This window comes from Pseudomonas sp. S07E 245 (assembly GCF_019599025.1).
GTDB classification, from domain to species: Bacteria; Pseudomonadota; Gammaproteobacteria; order Pseudomonadales; family Pseudomonadaceae; genus Aquipseudomonas; species Aquipseudomonas shirazensis.
The window spans coordinates 4790117-4814829 of record NZ_CP080625.1; the positions used below are offsets into that span (position 1 = coordinate 4790117).

21 protein-coding genes and 1 riboswitch are annotated in these 24713 nt (G+C 63.0%); of the genes, 14 read left to right on the forward strand and 7 right to left on the reverse strand.

What is annotated here, in order from left to right; all coding sequences use genetic code 11:
- Window positions 1-119 precede the first annotated feature (119 nt).
- Genes K3F44_RS22010 through K3F44_RS22040 form a run of 7 tightly spaced genes read left to right on the forward strand, consistent with a single transcriptional unit; the run spans window position 120 to window position 8223 of the window.
- Window positions 120-1877 (forward strand): carbamoyltransferase, encoded by a 1758-nt coding sequence (locus K3F44_RS22010; RefSeq protein WP_101315830.1) that lies wholly within the window; start codon window positions 120-122, stop codon window positions 1875-1877.
- Entirely contained in the window at window positions 1861-2991 is a 1131-nt protein-coding gene (locus K3F44_RS22015; RefSeq protein WP_150571095.1) for a glycosyltransferase, read from the forward strand. Before K3F44_RS22010 ends, K3F44_RS22015 begins: the two co-directional genes overlap by 17 nt.
- Complete coding sequence (locus K3F44_RS22020) at window positions 2991-3887, forward strand: antimicrobial resistance protein Mig-14 (RefSeq protein ID WP_220634211.1); 897 nt, start codon at window positions 2991-2993, stop codon at window positions 3885-3887. Before K3F44_RS22015 ends, K3F44_RS22020 begins: the two co-directional genes overlap by 1 nt.
- Window positions 3888-3889: 2 nt before the next feature.
- Window positions 3890-5317 carry a PIG-L deacetylase family protein gene (locus tag K3F44_RS22025; RefSeq protein ID WP_220632964.1) on the forward strand — a complete coding sequence of 476 codons (1428 nt, stop codon included), beginning with the start codon at window positions 3890-3892 and terminating at the stop codon, window positions 5315-5317.
- Window positions 5314-6270, forward strand: coding sequence for a glycosyltransferase (locus tag K3F44_RS22030; protein WP_103435822.1), 957 nt, complete (start codon window positions 5314-5316; stop codon window positions 6268-6270). Before K3F44_RS22025 ends, K3F44_RS22030 begins: the two co-directional genes overlap by 4 nt.
- A gap of 29 nt (window positions 6271-6299) precedes the next feature.
- Window positions 6300-7067, forward strand: a complete 768-nt coding sequence (locus K3F44_RS22035; RefSeq protein ID WP_220632965.1) for a glycosyltransferase family 2 protein — start codon at window positions 6300-6302, stop codon at window positions 7065-7067.
- 22 nt (window positions 7068-7089) lie between these two features.
- Window positions 7090-8223: an O-antigen ligase domain-containing protein gene (locus K3F44_RS22040; protein ID WP_224785561.1), complete on the forward strand. Its 1134-nt coding sequence runs from the start codon at window positions 7090-7092 to the stop codon at window positions 8221-8223.
- Window positions 8224-8394: 171 nt separating this feature from the next.
- Here the strand turns inward: K3F44_RS22040 and K3F44_RS22045 are convergent, their stop codons facing one another.
- The gene (locus tag K3F44_RS22045) at window positions 8395-9033 is read right to left on the reverse strand and encodes a toluene tolerance protein (protein WP_220632966.1); all 639 of its coding nucleotides are present in this window, start codon (window positions 9031-9033) and stop codon (window positions 8395-8397) included.
- 113 nt (window positions 9034-9146) lie between these two features.
- Between K3F44_RS22045 and msbA the strand changes: the two genes are divergently transcribed.
- Both msbA and hldE read left to right on the forward strand, forming a co-directional pair.
- Window positions 9147-10949, forward strand: a complete 1803-nt coding sequence (msbA, locus tag K3F44_RS22050) for a lipid A export permease/ATP-binding protein MsbA (RefSeq protein WP_220632967.1) — start codon at window positions 9147-9149, stop codon at window positions 10947-10949.
- Window positions 10950-11076: 127 nt separating this feature from the next.
- Complete coding sequence (gene hldE / locus K3F44_RS22055) at window positions 11077-12498, forward strand: bifunctional D-glycero-beta-D-manno-heptose-7-phosphate kinase/D-glycero-beta-D-manno-heptose 1-phosphate adenylyltransferase HldE (protein WP_101315843.1); 1422 nt, start codon at window positions 11077-11079, stop codon at window positions 12496-12498.
- Between the two features lie 183 nt (window positions 12499-12681).
- Here hldE and K3F44_RS22060 read toward each other — a convergent pair whose 3' ends face one another.
- The 4 genes from K3F44_RS22060 to K3F44_RS22075 all read right to left on the reverse strand — a co-directional run bounded on the left by K3F44_RS22060 (window position 12682) and on the right by K3F44_RS22075 (window position 16077).
- Window positions 12682-13644 (reverse strand): metal ABC transporter ATPase, encoded by a 963-nt coding sequence (locus tag K3F44_RS22060; protein WP_101315845.1) that lies wholly within the window; start codon window positions 13642-13644, stop codon window positions 12682-12684.
- A 39-nt stretch (window positions 13645-13683) separates the two neighbouring features.
- On the reverse strand, window positions 13684-14496 hold the full coding sequence (locus tag K3F44_RS22065; protein WP_101315847.1) for an aldo/keto reductase: 813 nt from the start codon (window positions 14494-14496) through the stop codon (window positions 13684-13686).
- A complete protein-coding gene (locus K3F44_RS22070; RefSeq protein ID WP_220632968.1) occupies window positions 14493-15668 on the reverse strand; it encodes an FAD-dependent oxidoreductase in 1176 nt (391 codons plus the stop codon). Before K3F44_RS22070 ends, K3F44_RS22065 begins: the two co-directional genes overlap by 4 nt.
- A gap of 76 nt (window positions 15669-15744) precedes the next feature.
- Window positions 15745-16077, reverse strand: coding sequence for a multidrug efflux SMR transporter (locus K3F44_RS22075; protein ID WP_103435831.1), 333 nt, complete (start codon window positions 16075-16077; stop codon window positions 15745-15747).
- 133 nt (window positions 16078-16210) lie between these two features.
- Here K3F44_RS22075 and waaA point away from each other — a divergent pair, with 133 nt between their 5' ends.
- Complete coding sequence (gene waaA, locus K3F44_RS22080; RefSeq protein ID WP_220632969.1) at window positions 16211-17482, forward strand: lipid IV(A) 3-deoxy-D-manno-octulosonic acid transferase; 1272 nt, start codon at window positions 16211-16213, stop codon at window positions 17480-17482.
- Between the two features lie 44 nt (window positions 17483-17526).
- On the opposite strand, the gene K3F44_RS22085 is transcribed toward waaA, so the two are convergent.
- Entirely contained in the window at window positions 17527-18963 is a 1437-nt protein-coding gene (locus tag K3F44_RS22085; protein WP_101315855.1) for a TolC family outer membrane protein, read from the reverse strand.
- A gap of 156 nt (window positions 18964-19119) precedes the next feature.
- Window positions 19120-19226, forward strand: a riboswitch (TPP riboswitch).
- Window positions 19227-19380: 154 nt separating this feature from the next.
- Between K3F44_RS22085 and thiC the strand changes: the two genes are divergently transcribed.
- Both thiC and cytX read left to right on the forward strand, forming a co-directional pair.
- Window positions 19381-21267, forward strand: a complete 1887-nt coding sequence (gene thiC, locus K3F44_RS22090; protein WP_220632970.1) for a phosphomethylpyrimidine synthase ThiC — start codon at window positions 19381-19383, stop codon at window positions 21265-21267.
- Window positions 21268-21413: 146 nt separating this feature from the next.
- Window positions 21414-22697: a putative hydroxymethylpyrimidine transporter CytX gene (gene cytX, locus K3F44_RS22095; RefSeq protein ID WP_220632971.1), complete on the forward strand. Its 1284-nt coding sequence runs from the start codon at window positions 21414-21416 to the stop codon at window positions 22695-22697.
- Here cytX and K3F44_RS22100 read toward each other — a convergent pair.
- Window positions 22666-23412 carry an RsiV family protein gene (locus K3F44_RS22100; protein WP_101315861.1) on the reverse strand — a complete coding sequence of 249 codons (747 nt, stop codon included), beginning with the start codon at window positions 23410-23412 and terminating at the stop codon, window positions 22666-22668. The genes cytX and K3F44_RS22100 overlap by 32 nt on opposite strands.
- Window positions 23413-23596: 184 nt before the next feature.
- On the opposite strand from K3F44_RS22100, the gene K3F44_RS22105 reads away from it, so the two are divergent.
- On the forward strand, window positions 23597-24214 hold the full coding sequence (locus K3F44_RS22105) for an NUDIX domain-containing protein (RefSeq protein WP_101315863.1): 618 nt from the start codon (window positions 23597-23599) through the stop codon (window positions 24212-24214).
- The gene (locus K3F44_RS22110) at window positions 24205-24657 is read left to right on the forward strand and encodes a DUF1249 domain-containing protein (RefSeq protein WP_101315865.1); all 453 of its coding nucleotides are present in this window, start codon (window positions 24205-24207) and stop codon (window positions 24655-24657) included. The genes K3F44_RS22105 and K3F44_RS22110 overlap by 10 nt, the downstream gene beginning before the upstream one ends.
- The last annotated feature ends 56 nt before the right edge of the window (window positions 24658-24713 follow it).

Below are 24713 nucleotides of genomic sequence, written 5' to 3' on the forward strand. Positions count from 1 at the left end.
CGGGCCCGCTCCACACAGGGGCGGTGCGCGATGGAGCTTTGCGTTATAATCCCGCCCTTTAGCCGCCGTCCGCCCGTGAGGCCGACCGCGCATCTCTACCGAATGAAGAGGCTAGACCCTTGGCATTGACGATTCTTGGCCTGTCCGGCGCCCTTAGCCATGACCCTTCCGCGGCCCTGTACATCGACGGCAAGCTGATTGCCGCCGCCGAAGAAGAGCGCTTCGTGCGTGACAAGCATGCGAAGAACCGCATGCCCTACGAATCGGCGAAGTTCTGCCTGGAGCAGGCCGGCATCAAGCCGTCGGACGTCGATGTGGTCGCCATACCCTTCGCCCCGATCAGCCTGTTCGGCAAGGCCCGCTGGCACTATGCCAAGCGCTACTGGTATGCCCCGGACCGCGCCCTCGACGCGCTGCTGATGGGTAACCGTCGCTACAAGCGCTATCGCAACAAGATCGTCTGGTGCCTCGAGCAACTGGGCTTCGATCCGAAAAAGATCAAGATCGAGCCGGTCGAGCACCACCTGGCGCACGCCTCCAGTGCTTACCACTGCTCGGGCTTTAAAGAAAAAACCGCGATCCTCGGCATCGATGGCAAGGGCGAATACGCCACGACCTTCTTTGGCTACGGTGAAAACGGCAAGATCCACAAGATCAAGGAGTTCTTCGATCCGGACTCGCTCGGCGGCCTGTATGGCGCGATCACCGAGTTCCTCGGCTTCGAAATGCTCGACGGCGAGTTCAAGGTCATGGGCATGGCGCCATACGGCGATGCCAGCAAATATGACTTCTCGCGCCTGGCCAGCTTTGAAAACGGCGAACTGGTGATCAACACCGAATACGCCAACGTCATCGGCCTGCGTCGCTATAAAGAAAAGGGCAAGGGCTTCTACTTCTCGCCAAAACTGATCGAGTGGCTGGGTCCCAAGCGCGAAGGCGATATCGCCGACGAGCCGTACATCCACTACGCGGCGAGCATGCAGGCGCTGTTCGAGAAGCTTGCGCTGCAGATGATCGACCATTACCTGGGCGACATCCTCAAGCAGACCGGCAAGCTGGCCTTCGCTGGCGGCTGCGCGCTGAACGTCAAGCTCAACCAGAAGATCATCGCCCGCCCGGACGTCAAGGAGCTGTTCGTGCAGCCGGCCTCCGGGGACGCCGGTACTGCGGTCGGCGCTGCTGCCTACGTGTCGCACGCCCGTGGCGTCCCGGTCGAGAAAATGGAACATGTCTACCTCGGCCCGTCGTATTCCAACGAAGACGTGATTGCCGCCTGCGCTCGCCATCCGAGCCAGCCGCAGTGGCGCAAGCTGGACAACATGCCCGAGCAGATCGCCAAGATCATGGTCGATGGCAACCCGGTGGCCTGGTTCCAGGGCCGCATGGAGTTTGGCCCGCGCGCGCTCGGTGGCCGTTCGATCATCGGCTGCCCAAGCGTTGCCGGGGTTGCCGACCGGATCAACCACCAGATCAAGTTCCGCGAGCGCTGGAGGCCTTTCTGCCCGTCGATGCTCGACACCGTTGCGCCGCAGATGATCAAGATCGATCACCCTGCGCCGTTCATGACCTTCACCTTCGAAGTGTCGGATGAATGGAAAACCCGTGTACCGGAAGTGGTCCACGAGGACGGCACTTCGCGTGCCCAGGTGCTCAAGCGCGAATACAACCCGCGCTACTACGACATGATGAAAGCGCTGGAAGACCTGACCGGCAACGGCGTGTCGCTGAACACCTCGCTGAACCGTCGTGGCGAACCGATGATCTGCTCGCCGACCGACGCCTTGAACATGTTCTTCGGCTCGGACCTGCAGTACCTGATCATGGAAGACATCCTGGTCGTGAAGGATGGCGCTGCGCCTTATGACCAGCCGCTCTGAACCGCGCATTCTGCAGTTCTGCCATGGTTATGACGGGCCGTTTCTCGACTGCGCCCGTCAGTACGCCAGCCTGTTTCAGGGGCGCGGTTATCAGGTCACCACGGTGTTTCTCACCGGCAAGGCCGATCCGCAGGTAGCCGCGGGCTGTGCTTCGGACGAAGTGCTGTTTCTCGAATTCAGCTCCAAGGCCGTGCGCGGCCTGAAGCTGGGGGCGATACGTGCGCTGCGGCGGATCGCTGCCGAGCGCAACTTTGCCCTGTGCATCGCCCACCGCTTCAAGCCGATCTATGTCGCCTTGCTCGGCACCGACCTGCCGGTGATCGGCGTGCACCACGCGTTCGGCGACTATCAGCGCAACAGCCGCCGGCTTTTCGCCAATCTGTTCCGCCAGCGCCTGAGCTTGCTCGGTGTGTCCGACGCGGTGCGCGACGATATGCGCCGCTGCCTGACGCAGTGGCCGGCCGAACGTATTCAAACCCTGTACAACCGCATCGACGTCGATGCACTGCAGGCCAGCCTGGTGCCGGCTGCGGAAGCTCGGCGCGTACTTGGCCTCGACCCACAGGCGTGGATTGTCGGCAATGTTGGCCGTCTGCACCCGGACAAAGACCAGGCAACCTTGCTCAAAGGCTTTGCCCAGGCGCTGCCGAATCTGCCTGCCGGTGCTCGCCTGGCGATCCTCGGCACTGGCCGCCTGGAGCCACAGCTCAAGGCCCTGGCGGTCGAACTGGGTATTGCTGCTCAGGTCGACTTTCTTGGCCAGGTGGCGGATGCGCGGCGCTACTTCAAGGCGTTCGATGTATTTGCGCTGAGCTCGGACCACGAGCCGTTCGGCATGGTTCTGCTGGAGGCTATGGTCGCCGGCGTTCCGGTATTGGCCACGGCCTGTGGCGGTGCCCGCGAAGTGGTCGAGGGCGTTAGCATGCTGTTCCCGCTGGGCGATGCCGGGCAGTTGGCCCAGGGCCTGGAACATATGGCCAGGCTGGACGACCAGCAGCGTCAGGCGTGTGCCGAGCACATGCTGCAACGCTTGCGCGAGCGCTTCAGTGACCAGGCCGTCGCCGAGACCTTCTGGCAGTTGCCGCAAGCACAGGCGTTGGCGGTGCAGCCGTGATCTTCAACCGCATCCCGGCTGTGCGCGAGCGCGGCTGGAAAGTCATCGATGCCGCCGCCTATGCCGAGACCTGGCAGCGCTTCGGCGGCAGCGTCGCGACCCATCCGCGGGTGCTCGAGCAGTTGGCTGAGCTTGCGCAGATCCCGGTCCGCTATCTGGGGTGGGAGCAGGGCGGTGATTTACAGGCGGCCATTCCGACCTGGGGGCGCCACCTGGCATTGTCCAAGGACGTGCTCAAGCGTCACGGCAAAAAGGGTCTGTTCGACCTGGGCAATGCCGAACTGATTCTGCCGGCGTCCAGCACTGCCGAGGCGCCGCTGCGGCACGCCGGGCGCTACCTGTCAGAGCTCAACCACGGGCGCTTCAGCGGCCTGCAGGGGCAAGCTGAACAGTTGGCCATGGCCCGCGCGCCGGAAGACCTGTCGAAGAAGTTTCGCTACAACCAGCGCCGTGAACTGCGCTTGTTGGAAGAAGCCGGCGGGCAGGTGCAGCCGATCAGCGATTTTACCTCGGCGCAGATCGCCAGCATGTATTGCGACCTGTTCCAGCGCCGCTGGGGCTTCGCCGCCACCGGCGCGCAGCATATGCCTGAAGTACTGGAGCGCCTGCGCGAGCTGTTGATCGGTTCGGTGGTATTGCTTGAAGGTGCACCGATTGCCATCCAGCTGATCTACCGTGTCGAGGCCCCGGAGTGGGTCAGCGTCGAGTACGTCAACGGCGGCGTCGACCCCGAGACCAAGGCGTTCAGCCCCGGTAGCGTGCTGAGTTTCCTCAATACCCAGGCCGCCTGGGAAGATGCCCGCGCGCGCAACAAGGCCCTGCGGTTCTCCTTCGGTCGTGCTGACCGGGAGTACAAGGAGCGTTGGTGCACGCCGGTGCCGGTGTATCAGGTCTGACCATGAGCGCACGCAAGCAGCAGTTACTCAATCGTCATCGCAAGCGCAAACGGCTGGTAGTGTTGGTGCTGTTGTGCGTTCTATTGCTGTCGGGCTTGTGGCTGTGGTGGCTGCCGCCGGTACTCGCGCTGTTGCTGTGGGTCGGCCATGAAGCCTGGTTTTCCGATCACCTGTTCTACGTGGCCGCCAGTGATTACGAGTACGACCTGCAAGGCTGCGCGCGCTACCCGCTGCACAGCCGCGACGGCCTGCTGACGCTGCCTGCAGATTGCGTACTGGATGCCAGCCAGACCCTGCTGCTGCGGGTGCAACTGCGCGCCAGCTTGCTGGGTCGGCTGCTTGACCCTGCCGTTGTCATCGAAGGCGGCAACGCCGACAAGCAAAGCTTCGAGCGCGGCGCCAAGGGCGTGCGCTACCTCAATCTCAGTGGTCAAGAGGCTGCATTGGCAGCTGGGCAACTGCGTTTGCGCGGGCGCCACTGCCGGCTGGCAGCTGAAGTGGAGCTGCTGGTTATCGGCCACGCCGACTACCTTGCCGGCACCCTGATGGTGATCGCGCCGCATGCCGATGATGCCGAGCTGGCGGCCTTTGCAGCGTATGCCCAGGCCGAGCAGAGCTGGATCGTCACCCTGACCGCTGGCGAAATTGAAAATGAGTACTACCGCGACACACTGGCCCTGGACACCGTGCAGGCAGCCCGGCTCAAGGGCGAGCTGCGCAGTTGGGACAGCGTCGCCGTGCCGCGCTGGGCCGGGGTGCCATCGGCGCAGAGTGTGCAACTCGGTTACTTCTGCATGCAATTGAGCGCGATGCAGGCCGATCCACAGGCAGCAGTGGCGTCCCGTGAGGCCGATCTGGTCGACACGCGTCCGTTTCGCCGCTTCAACGAATGCACCCTTCAGAGTGATGCACACGGTCAGCCGACCTGGCAGGCCCTGGTGGCTGACCTGTGCGAGCTGATCGAGCGCGCGCGACCGGACACCGTAGTGCTGCCGCATCCGCAGCTCGACCCGCACCCCGATCATGTCTGCGCCCACGACGCACTGCGCGAGGCGCTGGCCGCGTGCCAGTGGCAGCCGCAGACCCTGTTGCTGTACGCCAACCACCTTCATGACAACGACCGCTGGCCGATGGGCGAGGCGGGTGACGGCGTGGCCTTGCCGCCGTTGTTCGAGGCGCAGCCGGGGATGTGCCCGTGGGCACTGCAAGTCTCGCCTGAGCGACAGAGGCAAAAGGCCATGTCTTTGGCTATGATGCACGACCTGCAGCCGCCGGCGCCGCTCAAAAGGCGGGTTCGGCGCCTGCTGCAACAGTATCTGGCTGGTCGCCGTTGGCCGCTATTTGGTAAAAACGAGTTCTTCCGTAAGGCAGTGCGTCGCCACGAACTGTTTTGGGTCGAGACACTGGTCGACAAGAGTAAACCACAGTGAAAGTCCTGTTTCTGGTCCAGAAAGAGCAGCGCGCCATCCTTGATCGGCTGTATGAAGGCATCGCCGCCAGTTGCGAGTGTGATATCCGCTGGCTGACCGACGCCGAACAGGACGACCTGCGCGGTTACTTCAAGCAGCATGTGCAGGTCGAACAGTACGACCGCATCCTGTTCTTCTTGCGCTTCAAAAAGGAGATCCGTCAGGTTCGCTTCATCAGCCAGATACCCAATCTGGTCATCCTCGAGCACGATGCCTACCAGAACTACATCCCCTGCAAGTACACCGGCAAGTTCAGCGCGCATTACCGCCGCCTGCCGTGGGCGCGGGTGATCACCTCTGGTGCGGTGGTCACCCGCCGTCTGCAGGACGAAGGTTTTGACGCGGTGTTCGTGCCCAAGGGCTATGATCAGGCGCTGCTGCGCAACGAGAACCGCGAGCGCGATATCGAACTGGCGTTTGTCGGCAGCCTGCGCAGCGTCGCCTATTCCGGGCGCAAGGCCATGCTCGACTCGTTGGCCGAGGTGGAAAACCTGGTCATCACCCGCACCAAGTCCGGCGAAGAGTACAGCCAGACCCTCAGCCGCATTCGCTACTTCGTCAGTGCCGATGTCGGCATGGGCGAGTACATGATCAAGAACTTCGAAGCCATGGCCTGTGGCTGTGTGCTGTTCGCCTACGACCAGGGTGATGAAGAAAACCGCGCCCTGGGCTTTGTCGACATGGACAACATTGTGCTGTACCGCGACCTTGCGCAATTGCGTGAAAAACTCGCGGTGCTGCGTGCCGACAGCGCCCTGGCCGAGCGTATTTCCCGCAATGGCCAGGCATTGGCAGAGCAGCGCTTCAGCTTCCACGCCATCGGCCAGGCGATCGTCGAGGCCATGCGTCCCCCTTTGCGTCAGCGTGACAACCCGGGCCCGTGGCAACGTCTGCGTCGCGCCCTGGGTCTATAACGCCCGACCCTAAACCATCGAGGACAACCATGCTTTTCAGTGAAAGCAGCGAAATCACGCTGATGGTGACCAGTTGCGGTCGGTTCGATCTGCTCAAGCGCACGCTCGAGACTTTCGACCGCTTCAACACCGCGCCCATCCGCGAGGTGTTCATCACCGAAGACGCCGGCGACGAAGCCGTGCGCGAGTGCATCCCCGAACACTGGCGTGCGCACACGACCTTTATCGTCAACAACCCGAAGCTGGGCCAGTTGCGTTCGGTTGACGCCGCGTACGCGCAGATCAGGACGTTCTGGGTGTTCCACTGTGAAGATGACTGGGCGTTCTACCGCCCGGGCTTCATCGAAGACTCCATGGCCCTGCTTGAAGCTGATCCACAGGCCTTGCAGGTCTGGCTGCGCAGCTTTGCCCATGACCTGCAGGTGCACAGCCCGTATGTGTTCCTGCACGAGCGTCAGGTGCACGCCGGCATCCCGTTCTACCAGCTGGGTTCGAACAAACCGGAATGGCAGGGGTTCTCCTTCAATCCGGGCCTGCGCCGGCTGGCTGATTACCAGGCGCACGCGCCGTATGCCTCGCATTCGGGCGAGAAGAGCCTGTCGCGGCTGTATGCCGACGCCAACCGCTACGCACTGATTCTTGAAAACGACGCTGTATTGCACACCGGTTTCGGTGAGCACGTGGAAATGCCCGAAGAGAAGGTCAAGAAGCTTCGGCGCAAGCGCATGGAGCGCATCAAATTGATGGCTGCGCTCGTTATTGGACTGCTGGTTGGATGGGTATTGAAGGATGTTTGAAAAGATAGGCAAGGAGGGCGCAATGAGCAGGCAATACTTTGCTGCAGCACTGATCGTGTTTCTGCTCAGCTATGTGTTGATGACGTCCTCGAAGTGGACCAACAACATTTTTTACGCGTTCGTCGCGTTGCCTGGGCTGGTGTTCCTGATAAAGGAGCGCGGCGCGGGATTGTTTGCAAACAAGCTGGGCTGGGCCTGGGTAGTGTTTCTGCTGTGGTTCCTGGTGCCGGCGGCGGTGGCTGGTGATGGGCAGTTCTACAAGCACATCCTCTATGTGACCTTGTTCGTGTTCATTCTGGGCGGGCTGCTCAATCCGGACTTCTTCCGCTCCGAGGCATTCACCCGGGCCCTGTTCTGGGCGTTGTGCCTGTATATCTATGGCTGTGCGGCCTATGCCTACCAGTCTGGCGAGTTCCGCTTCGGCGCGCGAGTAGGGATCCTGCCCGCGCGTCTTGAGAACGTGATCTATGCCAGCATCTGGTTGTTCTGCGCGCTGGCCTTGGCCATGCCAGCGTGGGTCAAGAACCGCCGCTGGGTGGAAGCCTGTGCTGCCGTAGTGCTATCGGTGGTGGCGGTCAGTTTCGTCTTGCAGACGCGCACTGCACTGGTCGGCGCAGCCTTCCTGTTCGCGGCCTGGGCGTGCTACGCGCTGTGGCGCTTCCCCCGGGTAGCCGGGCCTTGGCTGTTGGCGTGTGGGGTGATGGGGGCGATAGCGCTGTGGCTGGTCAAGGATGCGCAGTGGTTCCATAACCTGTTTGCGCGCGGCGACTCGTATCGCATCGAGTTGTTCCAGATCATGGTCGGCGAGTGGCGCAATTGCGGCTGGCTGCTTGGCTGTGGCGTAGAGTTCCAGACCGACAAGCTGCTCAGCGGTGTGATGCCGATTCAGCATCCGCATAACATCTTCGTCGCGATGGGCTTGTACACCGGTGGCGTTTCGCTGGTGTTGTTCCTGATCGTCATGGCCATGACCCTGATCGAAGCGATTCGCCTGCGCGATCCGTGGGGTATGTACCTGGCGTGCGCGCTGGTGATGCTCAATTTCGATGGCAGCAAGCTGATCGGCAACCCGGATGAGCTTTGGCCGCTGGTGTTGTTGCCGGCAGCGATGGTGTTGGGCAGGGTTGTCCAGCAACAACAGCGTAAGCGCTGGTAACAGATCAGAAGCTTGCGCGATCCCTGTAGGAGCGGCCTTGTGTCGCGAAAGGCCCGCAGAGCGGGCCCGACGGCCTCAGCATCGCCGCTGACTTCGCGGGCCAGCTACGCTGGCCTTTCGCGACACAAGGCCGCTCCTACAGGTCGCGGTGAATTCAAGGTTTGCGCGGTTTCAGGCCAGAACCCTGGTCAGCTCTTCGCGGCTACACAGCTGCTGGGCGGCCAGATAGCCGTCGACAAAGCTGCTGTCGCCGGCGTCGAGTAGCCACTGGCGATCCTGAGGATAGCGCAGCATGTGCTTGAAATTGCGCAGCCGCTGCGATTTGCGCAGCGGCCGGCGGAAGATGCGCAGGTCGGCGATGTCGATCAAGCCCAGCTCACCCTCAGGCGTGAGCACCACATTGCCCATGTGCGCCGAGCGGAAGTACACCCCGCGCTCATGCAGAATCGCGATGAACCGGCCCAGTTGCGCACGCAGTTGGTCGTGATCGGCAGGCTGTTCAAGCACCTGGCGCAAGGTCTGCCCAGGCAGTGGCGCATAGTGCACGGCATCGCGCTCGATTGCGCCAATACGGTATACCGCCTTCACCACTGGACACGGAATCTGCCGCTCCTGCAAGTGCCGACAGTTGTCGGCAAAGCGCTGCGCATACGGATACCACGCAGCAGAGCTGAGCAGGCGCTTGCGACGAAACAGTTTGAGCATGCTGCCATCGGCCAGGCGCAGGACCTTGTCGCCGGTGCCGTCGGCTTCGAGCACAGTGGCGCCTTCGCGCAGTGCGAGATAACGTGCCTGTTCAAGCGCTTGCATCAAGTCTCCAGAGTGTGGCCAAGGGCAGGGCAGCCGCCTATCTTACCTGCAGCAGGCGGTCGGCAACACCGCGTGTGGTATAATCCCGACTCTTTTTCACCCGACGGATTGTCATGACAGTTCCCGAATCGTCCGCGCCCTCGAGCCTGAAGATCTATTTCCGCCTGCTCAGCTATGTGAAGCCCTATCTCGGCATCTTCATGCTCAGCATCCTCGGCTTCGTGATCTTTGCTTCGACCCAGCCCATGCTGGCCGGCATCCTCAAGTATTTCGTCGACGGCCTGAGCGATTCTCAAGCCGTGCTGTTCCCCTCCGTGCCGTACCTGCGCGACCTGAAACTGCTGCAGGCAGTGCCGCTGCTGATCATTCTGATCGCCGCCTGGCAGGGCCTTGGTTCGTTCCTGGGTAACTACTTTCTGGCCAAGGTCTCGCTGGGCCTGGTCCACGACCTGCGCGTCGAGCTGTTCAACAAGCTGCTGGTGCTGCCCAACCGCTATTTCGACAGCCACAACTCGGGCCACCTGATCTCGCGCATCACCTTCAACGTGACCATGGTCACCGGTGCTGCCACCGATGCAATCAAGGTGGTGATCCGTGAAGGCCTGACGGTGGTGTTCCTGTTCGCCTACCTGCTGTGGATGAATTGGAAACTGACCCTGGTGATGTTGGCGATCCTGCCGATCATCGCGGTGATGGTCAGTACTGCCAGCAAGAAATTCCGCAAGCAGAGCAAGAAGATCCAGGTCGCGATGGGGGATGTGACCCATGTCGCCTCCGAGACCATTCAAGGCTACCGTGTGGTGCGCAGCTTCGGCGGCGAAGCCTACGAGCAGCGCCGTTTCAACGCGGCCAGCCAGAGCAACACCGACAAACAGCTGCGCATGACCAAGACTGGCGCGCTGTACACGCCGGCGCTGCAATTGGTGATCTACACCGCCATGGCGTCGCTGATGTTCCTCGTGCTGTTCCTGCGCGGCGACGCTTCGGCCGGCGATCTGGTGGCCTACATTACTGCCGCTGGCCTGCTGCCCAAGCCGATTCGTCAGCTTTCGGAAGTCAGCTCGACCATCCAGAAAGGCCTGGCCGGTGCCGAGAGTATCTTCGAGCAGCTCGACGAGCCTGCCGAAGTGGACGCTGGCACGGTTGAAAAGGACCGCGTCGAGGGTCGTCTGGTGGTGCGCAACCTGAGCTTCACCTACCCCGGTACCGAGCGCCAGGTGCTGAACGACATCAGCTTTACCGCAGAGCCTGGGCAGATGATCGCCCTGGTTGGTCGCTCCGGCAGTGGCAAGTCGACCCTGGCAGCGCTGATCCCGCGCTTCTATCACCACAATGAAGGGCAGATTCTGCTCGATGGCGTGGAGATCGAAGAGTACAAGTTGCGCAACCTGCGCCGGCATGTCTCGCAGGTCACCCAGCACGTCACCCTGTTCAACGATACCGTCGCCAACAACATTGCCTACGGCGATCTGGCTGGTGCGCCGCGCGAGGCCATCGAGACTGCCGCCGCCGACGCCTACGCCAAGGAATTCGTTGATCAGTTGCCCAAGGGCTTCGACACCGAAGTCGGCGAGAACGGTGTGCTGTTGTCCGGCGGCCAGCGCCAGCGCCTGGCGATTGCCCGGGCCTTGCTGAAAAACGCCCCGCTGCTGATTCTTGACGAGGCCACTTCGGCGCTCGATACCGAGTCGGAGCGGCACATCCAGGCCGCGCTGGATCATGTTATGCAAGGTCGCACCACGCTGGTCATCGCCCACCGCTTGTCGACCATCGAAAAGGCCGACATGATCCTGGTCATGGACCAAGGCCGTCTGGTCGAGCGCGGTACTCACGCCGAACTGCTTGAGGCTAATGGCCATTATGCCCGCCTGCACGCGATGGGCCTTGATCAGCCAGAGAAAGTCGATATCACCTGAGTCGGCTGTTGCGGGGCCGATCCGGCCCCGATTGTCACCGGAATTGTCCAGGCCAGCTTGGCGCTAAAGCCATCGTCTGGCCTGTGCTAATATCCTGCCCCTGTTAATTTTTCCATATGGGTTGCCCATGAAGTTGTCCATGCCGAGTTTCGATCAAGCCCCGGTGTTGGTGGTCGGCGATGTCATGCTCGACCGCTACTGGCATGGTGGTACTTCACGTATTTCCCCGGAGGCGCCGGTGCCTGTGGTCAAGGTCGAACAGATCGAAGACCGTCCCGGCGGCGCGGCCAACGTGGCCTTGAATATTGCCGCCCTGGGCGCGCCGGCCTCGCTGGTCGGTGTGACCGGCCAGGACGAAGCGGCCGAGAGCCTGAGCAACAGCTTGCAGGCTGCGGGCGTACGCTCGATCTTCCAGCGCATTGCCCACCAGCCGACCATCGTCAAGCTGCGGGTCATGAGCCGTCATCAGCAACTGCTGCGCATCGACTTCGAAGAACCGTTCGCCACCGACCCGCTGTCATTGGGTGTCGAGGTTGAAAAGCTGCTGGATGGGGTCAAGGTGTTGGTCCTGTCCGACTACGGTAAGGGCGCCCTGAAAAACCACCAGAGCCTGGTCCAGGCGGCGCGTGCCCGCGGTATTCCGGTATTGGCCGACCCCAAGGGCAAGGACTTCTCGATCTACCGCGGCGCGAGCCTGATCACGCCCAACCTGAGCGAGTTCGAAGCCATTGTCGGCCGCTGCGTCGATGAAGCCGACCTGGTCGGCAAAGGCCTGCAATTGATGCAGGAGCTGGACCTGGGTGCATTGCTGGTGACCCGTGGCGAACATGGCATGACCCTGCTGCGCGCCGACCACCCGGCGCTGCACCTGCCGGCCCGGGCCCGTGAAGTGTTCGACGTCACCGGTGCCGGCGACACGGTCATCTCGACCCTGGCCGCCGCTATCGCTGCTGGCGAAGACCTGCCCCATGCCGTGGCCCTGGCCAACCTTGCCGCCGGCATCGTGGTCGGCAAGCTCGGTACCGCGGCGATCAGCGCCCCTGAACTGCGCCGTGCGATTCAGCGCGAAGAAGGTTCGGAGCGCGGCGTGTTGACCATCGAACAGTTGTTGCTGGCGATCGACGATGCGCGCGCGCACAACGAGTCGATCGTGTTCACCAACGGCTGTTTCGACATCCTTCATGCCGGCCACGTGACCTACCTGGAGCAAGCCCGCGCTCAAGGTGATCGCCTGATCGTCGCCGTCAACGACGACGCCTCGGTCAGTCGCCTGAAGGGTCCTGGCCGCCCGATCAACAGCGTCGACCGGCGCATGGCAGTTCTCGCAGGCTTGGGCGCCGTCGACTGGGTCATCAGCTTCCCGGAAGGCACTCCAGAAAACCTGCTCAGCCAGGTCAAGCCTGATGTGCTGGTCAAAGGTGGCGACTACGGCATCGATCAAGTCGTCGGCGCCGACATCGTTACCAGCTACGGCGGGACGGTGAAAGTGCTCGGCCTTGTGGAAAACAGCTCCACCACTGCAATAGTGGAAAAGATCCGCAAGAACTGAAAAAGGGCCGCTTAGCGGCCCTTTTCATTCTCGGCATGCCCCGATCCCCTGTAGGAGCGGCCTTGTGTCGCGAAGGGGGTGCGAAGCGCCCCCCAAATTTCAGCTCCGCCGCCGACATTGCTGGGCCCGCTTTGCGGGCCTCTCGCGACACAAGGCCGCTCCTACAAAGAGCAGTCCGCGTAACTATTTATGCAGCGAAGTCCGCGCCCGAGCCAGCAGAGCCCGCGCCTTGCCCGTCAGCCGCTGCAACCGCGAAGCAGGCCTAGGCTCCACCAGCCCCTGCTGGCGCAGCCAATCCTTCCAGCGCACTCGCTCATCACGCACCACCCAGCCTTCCTGCCGGGCAAAACTCTCGGCCAGCCAGATCCCACGGGTACTGGCCGGCACCAAGGTGTCCTTCTTCAGCGTGAACAGCTCAGCCGTAGGCCGCCCATCCACCAACGGCATCAAGTACAGATCAGGCCGCTTGCGATTAAGCCGCGCCACCAGTTGATCCCCTTCCAGCCGCTCATCCACATGAAACAGACTCAGCGACTTGGCCTCCCGCGGCACCTGCAAGCGCAAGTCATAGATCAGCTGCAACGACGCTGTAGGCAAATGCACATAGGCCCGCGGCTGTTCGATCAACACCAGGTTGCCCGACTGCACCGGCCGCGCCGCCGTCGCCTGTGAGGTGAGCACAAACGGCAACGCCTCCCGATAATGCAGCGCCGCCGCGTAGGGCGCGGGCAACCAGGTATCGTTGAAGCGCCCGCCCAGCCAGCCCTCTGGCGTCTCCAGCAGGCACTCTTCGGCTACCTCCTGAATCGCGGTATGCAGCGGCAGGTTCAGCTCCTGCGCCGGCACATAGCCGGAAATCAGCTTGAGCACCACATCGCCACGGTCTTGCCGGCGCTGACGCACCAGCACCCAGTATTCGCGGTTCTGCCACTGCAGCGTCAGCCGCACCGACACGCCCAGGTTGGCCAGCTCAACTACGAAGCGCTCGCTATCGGCCACCTGCACCGCCTTGCGTCGTTGCAGGGTCTGGGCGAAGTTCAGCGGCATGCCGATAGTCTGATAACTCAGGCCCTCGGCAGTGGCTTCGACATGCAGCGGCAGCGTTTTGAAGTTGCTCGGGTTCTTGCGGATCAGCGTACGTGCCACGAGGCTCCTCCTTGCGCTTGTGTAGCCGTGCCAGCGGCCTTATTGCTGCCTCAAGATACGGGCAACGGTGGCCACGTTATGGGCCAGATGCAGCGGGTTGATGGTGCCGACGATAGCACTGCTCACGCCTGGGTGGGCAAACAGCAGCTCGAAGCTGGCCTGTACCGCATCCACCCCCGGCGCCAGGCAGACATGCCCGCTGGCGAGGGCCTTCTTCACCAGAATGGCTTTGCCATGCTCGGCGGCGTAATCCAGTACCGGGCGTTCGGTTTGCTCGTTGAGGTTGTAGGTAACCATCGCACAGTCACCCTCCTGCAACGCCTTGAGCCCACCTGCCGCGGTCTTGCCAGACAAGCCAAAACCGAGAATCTTGCCTTCCTGCTTGAGCGCGGCGAGGGTCTGGTAGACCTCTTCCTGCTCGAGGATCGCCAGATCATTACCATCTGAATGGACCAGCACCAGCTCGATTCGATCCGTTTCAAGACGCTTGAGGCTACGTTCGACCGAACGCCGGGTGTGCGCAGCAGAGAAGTCGAAGTGCGACTGGCCATCGTTGAACTCTTCACCGACCTTGCTGACGATCACCCACTCGTCACGCTGACCGCGCAGCAGCGGCCCAAGGCGCTCTTCACTGCGACCGTAGGCCGGCGCGGTATCGATCAGGTTGATCCCCAGTTCACGCGCCTGGGCCAGCAGCATGCGTGCCTCGTCGTCGCCTGGGATGGTGAACCCGGTGGGGTATTTGACGCCTTGATCACGGCCCAGCTTGACCGTGCCCAGGCCCAGCGGCGAAACCATCAGGCCAGTGCTGCCCAGCGCTCGGTGCAGGTCATGCAGATCGGGCAGGCTCATGGCAGCAGTTGCTCCCAGGCCGGTACGCCGAGCGCAGGCCGGGGCAGGCCGGACAAGTCAGGCTTGGCTTGAGGGCGAATACCATCGCGTTCGAGCTTGGCCAGCACGTGATCGGCGAAGTCCGGCGCCAGCGCCAGTTTGGTCGGCCAACCGACCAGCAGGCGCTGCTCTTCGGCGAGGAAGGCGTTGTCCGGCCGCAGCTGGCCAGACTGCGCTGGCTCGGCTCGATCAACCCGCAGGGTGGCCCAGCGCAGCTGGCTTTGATCTACCCATGGCAACAGGCTGGCGACTTCTTTCTGCGCGGCAGCGATCTGCGCCGCTGGCTCGCGGGCAACGCCATCGGCTTCAGCCAAATCACCACCCAGGTACCACACCCACTGGCCATCCGCGCCGGGATGAGTGGTGACCGTGATGCGCGGCTTGGGCCCACCGCCGAGGCAGTGCGCGTACAAAGGCTTGAGGTTGGGGCCCTTGGCCAGAACCATGTGCAACGGTCGGCGCTGCATGGCCGGTTGGTCCAGGCCGAGGGCCTGAAGCAGCTCGGCGGTGCCACCACCGGCGCTCAGCACGATGCGCTGGGCGTGAATCTCGCGCCCGTCGACACGCAGGCCGACCAGTTCATCGCCTTCGCGCAACGGCTCGATCTGCTCGCCGGCGAGCAAGCTGTCACCGGCCAGCGCAGCGAGGTTGGCGAGCAGGCTGGGCACGTCGATGACCAGCTCGGCGAGGCGATAGACCTTGCCTTTGAAGGCGCGGTCTTGCAGGGCAGGCGGCAGTTGTTCGCCCTTGACCTGATCGACCCGGCCGCGCATGGCCTTGCTGGCAAAAAAGCTGGTGACATTGCCAAGCAGGCCGCCCGGCGACCACAGGTAATGTGCATCGGACAACAAGCGTACCTTGTCCAGGTTCAGCTCGCCGCTGCCGGCCAGCGCCTCGCGCCAGCGCCGCGGCATGTCGGCGATCGCCTCGGAGGCGCCGGTCAGGCTGCCGTGCAGAGCGTACTTGATGCCGCCGTGGATGATCCCCTGCGACTTGATGGTCTGCTCGCCGCCCAGGCTTGCGCGTTCCACCAGCACCGTCGAATAGCCCAGGCGCTGCAGCCGGGCATTGAGCCAGAGGCCTGCGACCCCGGCGCCGACGATCAGTACGTCAGTGGAAATGGCAGATGGCATGCGGGCACCTCAAAGACAGGGACAGGCCAGCAGTATACAGGCTGATGTCTTTGCCGTTGACCGCGCAACGCAACGGTCAGTGCCCGCTGCTGTTGGAAAATACCTGAATGACTACCACGCCGCCGACGATCATCGCCATGCCGAGCACGGCCGGCAGGTCCAGTTTCTGCCCATAGATGAGCCAAGCGGCGATGCTGATCAGGACGATGCCCAGCCCCGACCAGATGGCGTAGGCAATACCTACCGGAATGCTGCGTACCACAAGGGTCAGCATCCAGAACGCCACGGTGTAGCCGGCGATCATCAGCAACAGCGGTAGCGGCGTACTGAGGCCTTTGACCGCCTTCATCGAAGCGGTGGCGACGACCTCGGCGCAAATGGCGATGGCCAGATAAACATATGCGTTCACGCTGCGTTCCTCGATTGATTGGCGGCCATTCTAGGCGATCCGCTTGCCAGCTTTCACACTATGTCCGCCGCTTTTATGGCTTGGGCGGACATGGGCAGGCCTTTTCAGGCAGTTCCTAGTAAACTGCGCCGCCATGAACAGAACCCTTTATACCCTGCTGTTTCACCTGGGCCTGCCGCTGGTAGCGCTGCGCCTGTTCCTGCGTGCGCGCAAGGCGCCGGCCTACGGCCAACGCGTCGCCGAGCGCTTTGCCATCAAGCTGCCGCCGATGCATCAGGGCGGCATCTGGGTGCATGCGGTGTCGGTCGGCGAGAGCATCGCGGCGGCGCCGATGGTGCGCGCATTGCTCAAGGCCTATCCCGAGCTGGCGATCACTGTAACCTGCATGACCCCTACCGGTTCGGAGCGGATTCGCGCGCTGTTTGCCGATGAGCCACGCATTCAGCATTGCTACCTGCCGTATGACCTGCCCTGGGCGGCGGCGCGTTTTCTCGACCATGTGCGGCCGCGGCTGGGCGTGATCATGGAAACCGAGCTGTGGCCCAACCATATCCACCAGTGCGCCAGGCGCGGCATCCCGGTGGCGCTGGCCAATGCGCGCTTGTCGGCGCGGTCGGCGCGCGGCTATGGCCGCTTCGCCAAACTGACCCGGCCAATGCTCGCCGAGATGAGCCTGATTGCGGCGCAGACCGAAACCGAAGCCGAGCGCTTTCGTAGCCTCGGCGCGCGGCCTGAATGCGTGCAGGTGACCGGCTCGATCAAGTTCGACCTCAAGCTCGACGAACAGCTGCTGCCCCGTGCCCGCCAGTTGCGCGAGCAATGGCAGGCCAGCCAACGCCCGGTCTGGATCGCAGCCAGCACCCATGAAGGCGAGGATGCGCAGGTGCTGGAGGCGCACCGCCGCCTGCTGCAGGTGCATGCCGATGCGCTGCTGATTCTGGTGCCGCGTCATCCTGAGCGGTTCAACGCGGTGCATGCGTTGTGTGCCGAACAGTTCGCTACCGTGCGCCGCTCCAGCGCCGAGTTGGTCACCGACGCAACCCAGGTGCTGCTCGGCGATACCATGGGCGAGCTGCTGTTCCTCTATGCGCTGGCAGACATCGCCTTCGTCGGCGGCAGCCTGGTGCCAACAGGCGGGCACAACCCGCTGGAGCCGGCCGCGCTGGCCTTGCCGGTGATCAGCGGCCCACACGTGTTCAACTTCCTCGATATCAGCGCAATGCTGAAAGATGCCGGCGCGTTGCACTCAGTTGCCGACAGCCAGGCATTGGCCGCCGCCGTGCAGCGGCTGGTCGAGTTGCCGCAGGACGCCAAGCGCATGGGCGAAGCGGGCAGGGCGGTGATGCAGGCCAACCAGGGCGCGTTGCAGCGCTTGCTGGATGGCCTGGCTCGGCTGCTGGGCTAGCGATAGATCGCGGCGCCGGGTGAGCCCGGCGCCGCAGTCGCAGATCAGGGCCGGCGTTCGAAGTTCTTCGCCGCCGCTGCTGCCAGATCCGGTGGCAGGAAGTCCTTGTCCGGGTTGTAATCGGCTTTCAGATAACGGCCCAGGTCGGACAGGTCCTGCGGGCTCAGGGTGCCGGCAGCCTGCTTCAGGCGCAGGTTATCCAGAATGTAGTCGTAGCGGCTGTTGTTGTAGTCACGCACCGAGGTGTACAGCTGGCGTTGCGCATCGAGCACGTCGACGATGTTGCGGGTGCCGACCTGATAACCGATTTCGGTCGCCTCCAGCGCACTCTGGTTGGAGATGATCGACTGCTTGCGCGCCTGCACCTGTTCGACATCGGTATTCACCGCGCGGTGCAGGTTGCGGGTGTTTTCCACCACCTGGCGGCGCAGGCTTTCGCGCTGTTGCTCGCTCTGGCTCAAGCGCTGATAGGCCTCGCGCACTTGCGAGCTGGTCAGGCCGCCGCTGTACAGCGGGATGTTCAACTGCAGGCCGATGCTGGTCTGTTCGACGTCGCCGCCGTAGCGCACGCCGGGCTGCGGCGCCGGGTTGGAGAAGCCCAGCGCATCGTTGTCACCCTTCTGGTAACGCGCCACCGCGTCGACCGTCGGGGCATGGCCGGCCTTGCGCTGGCGCAAGGTTTCTTCGGCGGCATCGACAGCGTAGTTGGTCGCCTGCAGGTTGAGGTTCTGCCGTGCGGCGGTCTCGACCCAGGCCTTGGCATCGTTGGGCATCGGCACCTGGATCGGCAGGCTGTGGACCACGCCCTGCAACGAGCCATAGTCGCGGTTGGTCAGCGTTACCAATGCCTCGAAGGCATCTGCTACCTGGCGTTCGGCGATGATCCGGTTGGCCCGCGCCGTGTCGTAGCTGGCCTGCGACTGGAGCACGTCGGTCTTGTCCGACAGGCCGACGTCAAAGCGCTCGTTGGACTGATCCAACTGGCGCTTGAGGGCGGCTTCCTCGGCTTTGGTCGAGGCCAGATTGTCTTGTGCGCGCAGTACCGAGAAATAGTTCTCGGCGGTCTGCAGAATCAGGTTCTGCTCGTTGGCCGACAGCTCCAGCGCCGCCTGCTCGTTGACCGCTTCGGCGGCTTGCAACTGGAACCAGCGATCGGCGCGGAAGATCGGCTGCGACAGGGTCGCGCTCCACGAATTGCCGCTGCGATTGGAGGTGATCGCCGGCTCGTCGAGCTTGGTGCGGGTGTTCATCATTTCGGCACCCGCCGATAGGTTCGGCAGCAGCCCGGCGCGGGCCTGCGGCACGATTTCGCGGCGTGCGCCATAGTCGGCGCGGGCAGCGGCAAGGTCGGCGTTGTTGCTGGCCGCTTCCTGATAGACGCTGATCAGGTCGGTCTTCACCGGCGCGGGCAGGTCAGCCGCCCAGACCACTCCGTTGGACGCACAAGACACGGCAACCGCCAGTGAAAGTTTGCGCAGCATAGGGCAATCCTTGTACGAGTTTTAATTACTGAACCGTTGAGTATCGGTGCGCCAGTGTAAGGCTGTGCACGGCCGGCAACAATCGCTGATTGGCGCCTTTGATCGCCGCGCTGCAAGCACCCTTGGCTTTGCGCGCAACTCCAGTCTAGACTGCGCATGTTCTTGTCGGGGTGCCTTGATGCAAAGGCTGAGATCGGAAGTTTCCGGATCCCGTTGAACCTGATCAGGTTAGCGCCTGCGTAGGGAACAAGATTTCTCGCTTTCCCGGCGAGTCTCTTGTGTCAGGTCCGGGATTTGTCGAGCAGCGCAGCCGCGCATTGGCATCCAGGTATCCGGCACTGCACCCATCAAGGGTGTGTCCGCGTCATTCAGGTTCTCCCCGACATTCCGCCGCTAGGAAGCTGTCTGGAGCCTGTGATGAGCAAACAAGAAAAAGCGATCAACCTCAGCGAATCGGCGCAAGTCGATCAGCAGTCTGTGCAACCCTTCACCCGTTCGCGCAAAGTGTATGTCCAGGGTTCGCGCCCGGATATCCGTGTGCCCATGCGCGAAATCAGCCTGGATGACACCCCTACCGATTTTGGCGGCGAAGCCAATGCGCCGGTGCTGGTGTACGACACCTCGGGCCCGTATACCGACCCTGCTGTCAGCATCGATGTGCGCAAGGGCCTGGGCGATGTCCGCTCGGCCTGGATCGACGCGCGGGGCGACACCGAACGCCTGGAGGGCCTGAGCTCGAACTTCGGCCAGCAGCGCCTGGGCGATGCCGAACTGACCAAGCTGCGCTTTGCCCACGTGCGCAATCCGCGCCGGGCCAAGGCCGGCGCCAACGTTACGCAGATGCACTACGCGCGGCAGGGCATCATTACTGCCGAGATGGAATACGTCGCCATCCGCGAAAACATGAAGCTGCAAGAGGCCCGCGCTGCCGGCCTGCTTGAGCAGCAGCACGCCGGCCACAGCTTCGGCGCCAGCGTGCCCAAGGAAATCACCGCAGAGTTCGTTCGCGACGAAATCGCCCGTGGTCGCGCGATCATCCCGGCCAACATCAACCACACCGAACTCGAACCGATGATCATCGGCCGTAACTTCCTGGTGAAGATCAACGGCAACATCGGCAACAGCGCGCTGGGGTCGTCCATCGAAGAAGAAGTGGCCAAGCTGACCTGGGGCATCCGCTGGGGTTCGGACACGGTCATGGACCTCTCCACCGGCAAGCACATCCATGAAACCCGCGAGTGGATCATCCGCAACTCGCCGGTGCCGATCGGCACCGTGCCGATTTACCAAGCGTTGGAAAAGGTCGGCGGCGTTGCCGAAGACCTGACCTGGGAGCTGTTCCGCGACACCTTGATCGAGCAGGCCGAGCAGGGCGTGGACTACTTCACCATCCATGCCGGCGTGCTCCTGCGCTACGTGCCGCTGACCGCCAAGCGCGTCACCGGCATTGTCAGCCGTGGTGGTTCGATCATGGCCAAGTGGTGCCTGGCGCATCACCAGGAGAACTTCCTCTACACCCATTTCGATGAAATCTGCGAAATCATGAAGGCCTACGACGTCAGCTTCTCGCTCGGCGACGGCCTGCGTCCGGGCTCGATTGCCGATGCCAACGACGCCGCCCAGTTCGGTGAGCTGGAGACCCTGGGCGAACTGACCAAGATCGCCTGGAAGCACGACGTGCAGTGCATGATCGAAGGTCCCGGCCATGTGCCGATGCAGTTGATCAAGGAGAACATGGACAAGCAGCTGGAATGCTGCGACGAGGCGCCGTTCTACACCCTCGGCCCGCTGACCACCGACATCGCGCCGGGCTACGACCACATCACCTCGGGCATCGGTGCGGCGATGATCGGCTGGTTTGGCTGCGCCATGCTCTGCTATGTCACGCCCAAGGAACACCTCGGCCTGCCGAACAAGGATGACGTCAAGACCGGCATCATCACCTACAAGATCGCCGCCCACGCCGCCGACCTTGCCAAGGGCCACCCCGGCGCGCAGATCCGCGACAACGCGCTGTCCAAGGCGCGCTTCGAGTTCCGCTGGCAGGACCAGTTCAACCTTGGCCTGGACCCGGACACCGCCCGTGCCTACCACGACGAGACCCTGCCCAAGGAATCGGCCAAGGTCGCTCACTTCTGCTCGATGTGCGGGCCGAAGTTCTGCTCGATGAAGATCACCCAGGAAGTGCGCGAGTACGCTGCCAATCAGCGTATCGAGGCGGTCGACATGTCGGTCGAGGAGGGCATGCGCGAGCAGTCCGAGCGCTTCCGTCAGACCGGCAGCCAGCTGTACCAGAAGGTGTGATGCAACTGGGGCTGCTTTGCAGCCCTTCGCGGGTAAACCCGCTCCCACAGGTTTAGGCGGCGCTGCAAAACCTTGTGGGTGCGGGTTTACCCGCGAACGAGCGCGAACCCCTCGCATCTCCACAATAACTCCGGCGAGCATCAACTATGACCACCCCCAGCAACTTCTCCCCCGATCATCCGATTCCCGCCAGCCAGCGCCTGTTCGGCGGGCGGGACCTGTTTGTCCTGTGGTTCTCCCTTGGCACTGGCTTGATGGTGCTGCAGGTCGGCGCCATGCTTGCTCCAGGCCTGGGCCTGGCCGGCGCGATGCTGGCAATCGTGCTCGGCACTGCGGTTGGCGTGCTGCTGCTGGCCGCAGCCGGAGTAATTGGCAGTGACACCGGCCTGTCGGCCATGGGCACCTTGCGCTTGAGCCTTGGCCGGCACGGCGTGCGCCTGCCGGCAGTGCTCAACTTGCTCCAGCTGATTGGCTGGGGCTCGTTCGAAATCATCGTCATGCGCGACGCCGCCAGCCTGCTCGGCGCGCGGGCGTTCGGAGCCGATAGTGCCTGGACCAGCCCGCTGCTGTGGACGCTGTGCTTTGGCGCGTTGGCAACGCTGCTGGCAATCTGCGGTCCGCTGACCTTCGTGCGCAAGATCTTGCGCAAGTGGGGTATCTGGCTATTGATCGGCGCCTGCCTGTGGCTGACCTGGAACCTGTTTGCCAAGGCCGATCTGAGCGCTATCTGGCAGCGAGCGGGCGATGGCTCGATGTCGCTGGCAGTCGGTTTTGACATCGTCATCGCCATGCCGCTGTCGTGGTTGCCGTTGATTGCCGACTATTCGCGCTTCGCCCAGCATGCGGGCCGCGTGTTCAGTGGCACCGTGCTCGGTTATCTGCTTGGTAATGCCTGGCTGATGAGCCTTGGCGTTGCCTACACCCTGGCCTTTGCGCCAAGCGGTGAGGCCAATGCCCTGCTGCTGGCGCTGGCCGGCGCCGGCTTGGGTATCCCGCTGTTGTTGATTCTGCTGGATGAGACCGAGAACGCTTTTGCCGATATCCATTCCGGCGCGGTCTCCACCGGCTTGCTGCTGCCGATCAAGGTCGAACACCTGGCCCTGGCGATCGGCCTGCTGTGCACGCTGATCGCCTGCCTGGCGCCGCTGGCCCAGTACGAGAACTTCTTGCTGTTGATCGGTTCGGTGTTCGCGCCGCTGTTCGGCGTGGTGCTGACGGACCACTTCGTGATCCGCCAGCGCCAGTTGCCGACCCGTGTCGACGGCTTGCACTGGCAGGCGCTGCTGGCCTGGGCGGTGGGCGTCGCGGCCTATCATGGCATTGCCAACCTGGCCCCGGAGGTCGGTGCAACCCTGCCGGCGTTGGTGCTGGCAGGGCTGCTGTACGGGCTATTGAGTGTCAGCCGCGGCCGGGAAACAGCTCAGGCTTGATTACGCCATTCAGGCGCGGGTAGGGGATTTTCAGCTCGATGTGGCCCATGGAGTAGGGCGCGATGGCATACACCTCGTACTTCACCACGACCGCACCGTAGGTCAGGGCGATGTGCGGGGACTTCTTGAACGGCCAGGTCTTGACGAATTCGGCGTCCTTGTCCATGCCGGTGCTGATCATCCAGGCGCGGTGCGACTCTTCGACGGTTTTCCAGAAGGTGTCTTCCTGGCCTGGCACCAGCATGTCCTGCAGGGTCAGGACCTTGTCCTGCTTGCGCGAGTAGTTGATGAACGCGCGGCCGGGCATGCCGTGGGCGCCACCACTGTCGAGGTAGCTGGACAGCTCGATGATCACCAAGCCGTCATGCTGTTCACGTACCTTGGCTTGCAGGTAGCTGCTGTTGCGCTTGTCGGCGCTGGCCAGGTACTGATCCTCGTAGGCCTTGAGCGAGGTCGGCGCGCTGCTGCGGGCGTTGTCGGTGGTCAGTTGCAGCAGGCGGCTTTCGACGATGGCGTCGAGCTTGGGCAGCGCCGGGAAGTGCACGGTGTCGATGTTCACCAGCGGGCAGTCGCTGGCACTGCAGCCCGGCTTGACGTGCTCCCAGGCATCGCGCTTGACCTCGAGTGGGGCCCGGTAATTGGGCGCGAACAGGCTCTGGCAGGCGCTCAGTGCCACCGCCAGCACAGCCACGGAAGTCAGTTTGACTAGCGTCATGATGATCCTTGCAGAACTTGGATAGTCGGCCTTGGACCGTCGGCAAAGCCGTCGGTTCGCCACTAAGCTAACAGACATGACGCACCCGCTTCCAGCAGCCTGAACGGTCAACGGAAAGGGGTGAAACCCGGTCAAACGCAGAGTAGGATGGCGCGATGCGGTAGTTGAGGTAATGAGGATTTCCATGACAGACACGTCCAATTCGGTGCCCAAGACGGTTGAGATCGTCAAGCGCGAGAACTGCTTCCAGGGCTTTTACAAGCTCGACAAGCTGCACCTGCGCCATGAGCTGTTCGCCGGCGGCATGAGCCGTGAGATCAGCCGCGAGCTGTTCGTGCGCCACGATGCAGTGTGCGTGCTGCCGTACGATCCGCTGCGCGACGAGGTGGTGCTGATCGAGCAGTTCCGCGCTGGCGCCATGGGCAAGGTGGCCAATCCCTGGCTGATTGAAATGGTCGCGGGCCTGATCGACAAGGACGAGCAGCCTGAAGAGGTTGCCCATCGCGAAGCCGAAGAAGAAGCCGGCCTGACCTTCTCGGCCCTGTGGCCGATGACCCGCTACTTCCCATCGCCGGGCGGCAGCGACGAGTTCGTGCATCTGTTTCTCGGCCGCTGCGTCAGCGAAGGTGCCGGCGGCTTGCATGGGCTGGAGGAAGAGGGCGAGGATATCCGCGTGCGCGCCTGGTCGTTCGAGGACGCCCTGCAGGCGGTACGTGACGGGCGCATCTGCAACGCGGCCAGCATCATCGGCCTGCAATGGCTGGCGCTGAACCGCGACGAAGTACGGGGGATGTGGAAGTGAACCTGCTGCGCGAGCGTTATCGGGTCGATCTGGTCGGGCTGCAAAGTGCCTGCGAGGCCAATTACGCTCGCTTGATGCGCCTGCTGCCGGACATGCGTACTACCCAGAGCTCGCGGCGCATCGGTATGACCCAGGGCGACCAGATGCTTGGCGTGCTGGTGCTGGACGTGCTGCTGACGTGCCCATACACCACCACCCTGCGCGTGCGTCAGGAACATAGCCTGCCCTGGCTGCCGGTGCCGCAGTTGGAAGTGCAGGTGTACCACGATGCGCGCATGGCCGAAGTGGTCAGCGCCGAGCATGCACGGCGCTTTCGCAGCATCTACCCGTACCCCAACGAAGCCATGCACCAGCCCGACGAGAAGGCCCAGCTCAATCTGTTTCTCGGCGAATGGCTGAGCCACTGCCTGGCCTGCGGCCATGAACTGGCGGCAGTACGCTGAAAATGTGATGCGAGTCGGCTTCGCCGGCTTGCGTGAAAGCTGTCAGCGGCGATAAT

Coding starts and splice junctions, on each gene's coding strand:
- K3F44_RS22015 (WP_150571095.1), top strand. CDS start 1,861: ATGACCAGCCGCTCTGAACCGCGCATTCTGCAGTTCTGCCATGGTTAT.
- K3F44_RS22025 (WP_220632964.1), top strand. CDS start 3,890: ATGAGCGCACGCAAGCAGCAGTTACTCAATCGTCATCGCAAGCGCAAA.
- K3F44_RS22035 (WP_220632965.1), top strand. CDS start 6,300: ATGCTTTTCAGTGAAAGCAGCGAAATCACGCTGATGGTGACCAGTTGC.
- K3F44_RS22040 (WP_224785561.1), top strand. CDS start 7,090: ATGAGCAGGCAATACTTTGCTGCAGCACTGATCGTGTTTCTGCTCAGC.
- K3F44_RS22045 (WP_220632966.1), bottom strand. CDS start 9,033: ATGCAAGCGCTTGAACAGGCACGTTATCTCGCACTGCGCGAAGGCGCC.
- msbA (WP_220632967.1), top strand. CDS start 9,147: ATGACAGTTCCCGAATCGTCCGCGCCCTCGAGCCTGAAGATCTATTTC.
- hldE (WP_101315843.1), top strand. CDS start 11,077: ATGAAGTTGTCCATGCCGAGTTTCGATCAAGCCCCGGTGTTGGTGGTC.
- K3F44_RS22065 (WP_101315847.1), bottom strand. CDS start 14,496: ATGAGCCTGCCCGATCTGCATGACCTGCACCGAGCGCTGGGCAGCACT.
- K3F44_RS22070 (WP_220632968.1), bottom strand. CDS start 15,668: ATGCCATCTGCCATTTCCACTGACGTACTGATCGTCGGCGCCGGGGTC.
- waaA (WP_220632969.1), top strand. CDS start 16,211: ATGAACAGAACCCTTTATACCCTGCTGTTTCACCTGGGCCTGCCGCTG.
- K3F44_RS22085 (WP_101315855.1), bottom strand. CDS start 18,963: ATGCTGCGCAAACTTTCACTGGCGGTTGCCGTGTCTTGTGCGTCCAAC.
- thiC (WP_220632970.1), top strand. CDS start 19,381: ATGAGCAAACAAGAAAAAGCGATCAACCTCAGCGAATCGGCGCAAGTC.
- cytX (WP_220632971.1), top strand. CDS start 21,414: ATGACCACCCCCAGCAACTTCTCCCCCGATCATCCGATTCCCGCCAGC.
- K3F44_RS22100 (WP_101315861.1), bottom strand. CDS start 23,412: ATGACGCTAGTCAAACTGACTTCCGTGGCTGTGCTGGCGGTGGCACTG.
- K3F44_RS22105 (WP_101315863.1), top strand. CDS start 23,597: ATGACAGACACGTCCAATTCGGTGCCCAAGACGGTTGAGATCGTCAAG.